Origin of the sequence: Pedobacter mendelii, assembly GCF_014635725.1 — a bacterium.
Taxonomy (GTDB): domain Bacteria; phylum Bacteroidota; class Bacteroidia; order Sphingobacteriales; family Sphingobacteriaceae; genus Pedobacter; species Pedobacter mendelii.
In genome coordinates this window covers 1-2,659 of sequence record NZ_BMDJ01000024.1, presented here as the reverse complement: position 1 = coordinate 2,659, position 2,659 = coordinate 1, and the positions used below count along the sequence as shown (strand labels likewise).

Annotated in this window: 2 protein-coding genes; both read left to right on the top strand. The window is 35.4% G+C overall.

What is annotated here, in order from left to right:
• On the top strand, positions 1–393 hold a 393-nt coding region (locus IEV50_RS19505; RefSeq protein WP_188417592.1), incomplete at its 5' end, for an ABC transporter permease.
• A gap of 139 nt (positions 394–532) precedes the next feature.
• Positions 533–2,659, top strand: a 2,127-nt coding sequence (locus IEV50_RS19500; protein ID WP_188417590.1) for an ABC transporter permease, incomplete at its 3' end; no start/stop codon positions are given.

Genomic DNA, 2,659 nt, shown 5'->3' with positions numbered 1-2,659 from the left:
GAAAAAATTATGGGTACACTGTTTAAAGTTTTCGCAGGTGTAATTATCTTCATTTCCTTCATCGGTTTATTCGGGTTAATTTCTTTCGTAGCCACACAAAGAACCAAAGAAGTTGCCATCAGAAAGGTTCTTGGCGCTTCAACCATCGAATTGGTGAAAATGCTTAATGGTTCTTTCTTAGTAATGGTTTTTATAGCCAATCTAGTTGCCTGGCCATTGGCTTATTTGTTCGTTTCAAAATGGCTTAATGGTTTTGCCTATAGAATTGAAATTAGCATTTGGCCATTCGCTTTAGCGATGCTAATTTCAATGGCCATCACTTTGATAACAGTCTCCATTCGCTCTTACAAAGCTGCGGTTGCCAATACAATTGATGCACTTAAATATGAATAAAGCGGAAAGCTCAAAGACTAAAGCGAAAAGCCGGTATTTTGATACTTGATACTGACTACTGATATAAGCTGAAAGACTAAAAACCAAAGCAAAAAGCTGATGTCTTGATACTCGATACTAAATACTTGATACTACGAAAATGTTCAAACTAAACTTAAAAATCGCCTGGCGAAACCTTTGGAAAAACAAGGGTTACACATTCATCAATGTTATTGGTCTTTCAATTGGAATGGCAAGTTGTATCCTTATTTTTATTTTCATTCGCTACGAATTAAGTTTCGATGAGGGTTTTAAGAACGAAGACAGGATTTTTAGAGTGGTAACCGATTGGAAATACAATGCTTATGATGATTTTTCAGCAGGGGTTCCGATTCCGTTTTCAGCCGCGGCGAGAAATGAAATTGCAGGTTTTGAAAAAGTTGGTTCAATTGTAAAGAGAGGTGGAATAATCAGCGTAAAAGATGCAGGTGGAAAGGAAAAAATTAAATCTCAGGAACCGGTTTACTATGCTCAACCTGATTTTTTTGAAATTTTTAACGATATTAAATGGATCTATAGTGCGCCGGAATTGGCCTTATCAAAGCCAAATATGGTTGTACTATCAAAAGCATATGCCGTCAAATTTTTTGGTGATGTAAAAGACGCTATTGGAAAAACCATTAAGATAGAAAACAAAACTGATCTGCAAGTAGCCGGAATTATTGAGACGATGCCTCAAAATAGCAGTTTTCCTCTTGGTATTGTGATTAGTTATGAAACCTATGCCGGAAGATTTAATAACAATTGGGATTCTGTAAACTCAAGTTCATCAAGCTATGTACTTTTAAAAGAAGGTTTAAATGCCGACGATTTGAATGAATCAATAGCCAGGTTTAACAAAAAATATTATCCGGTTGAAAAAATTGCCGGCAATCAAAAGAACAGACTTCAAGCTTTGAAAGCGATTCATTTTAGCGAGAAGTACGATAATTTTGCAGATGCATCGATCAATCGAAGTGAAATTTATGGTTTAGCTGTAATCGGTTTATTCCTCATCCTAACAGCGTGCATAAACTTCATTAATTTAAGCACGGCCCAATCTATAAACCGTTCGAAAGAAGTTGGCGTTCGTAAAGTGATGGGTGGCAAGCGGAAACAACTTATTGCACAATTTTTAACAGAAACTTTTGCCGTAAGTTTAATCGCCTTGCTCATTGCCTGTGTTATTACTGAACTTGCAATTCCGCCAATGCAAAATCTTTTTAAAGGCGCAATAGAATTTAGCTTGTTTAGTCATCCGGCCATTTTTCTGTTTATGATAATTCTTGTTGTTTTTGTAGCTTTTTTGGCCGGATTTTACCCGGCACTGATTATTTCTGGCTTTAACCCTGTATTGGCTATAAAAAATAAAATAGCTTTAAATGGCAATGGTTTAAGCCTTCGCAAAATTTTAGTTGTGGTTCAGTTTTCGATTACCGTAGTATTGATTATTGGAACTTTGGTTATCATCAAACAAATGCGGTATGTTCAGGAAAAATCGTTGGGCTTTAACCCAAATGCAGTTGTAATGGTTGGCATTCCGGGCGATAGTATTAGTAAAATCAAGTACAATACTTTTAAAGAACGGGTGTTAAAAATTCCCGGTGTGAAAGAATTGAGTTTTTGCCAATCGCCACCTTTATCGAGTAACATCAATTCAAGCGATTTTATTTATAAAGGCATCAAAAACAAAGATTTTGAGCTAAGAAACATGCGTGCTGACGAAAATTTCTTTAAAGTCTTTGATTTGAAATTAGTAGCTGGAAAGATTTTTATTAAAAGCGATACGGCGAATGCCTGTGTAGTTAACGAAACCTTTTTAAAGAAGATGAATATCTTAAATCCACAGGATGCTATTGGAAAAATAATTAAAGCCAGTGGAAATACTGTTCCTATTGTTGGTGTGGTGAAAGATTTTAATGATCAATCCTTAAAAGAAAATATCTCCGGACTGGCAATTTTTCCGGGTAAAAACGAGTATTGGAATGTTGCCATAAAAATGGATGGTGAGCAATTAGTTTCGACAATGAAAGAAGTTGAGACTGTTTGGAACAGTAATTTTTCTAACGGAATTTTCGATTCAAATTTTGTAAGTCAGAGCATTAACAACTATTATGAAAGCGAAAAAATTATGGGTACACTGTTTAAAGTTTTCGCAGGTGTAATTATCTTCATTTCCTTCATCGGTTTATTCGGGTTAATTTCTTTCGTAGCCACACAAAGAACCAAAGAAGTTGCCATCAGAAAG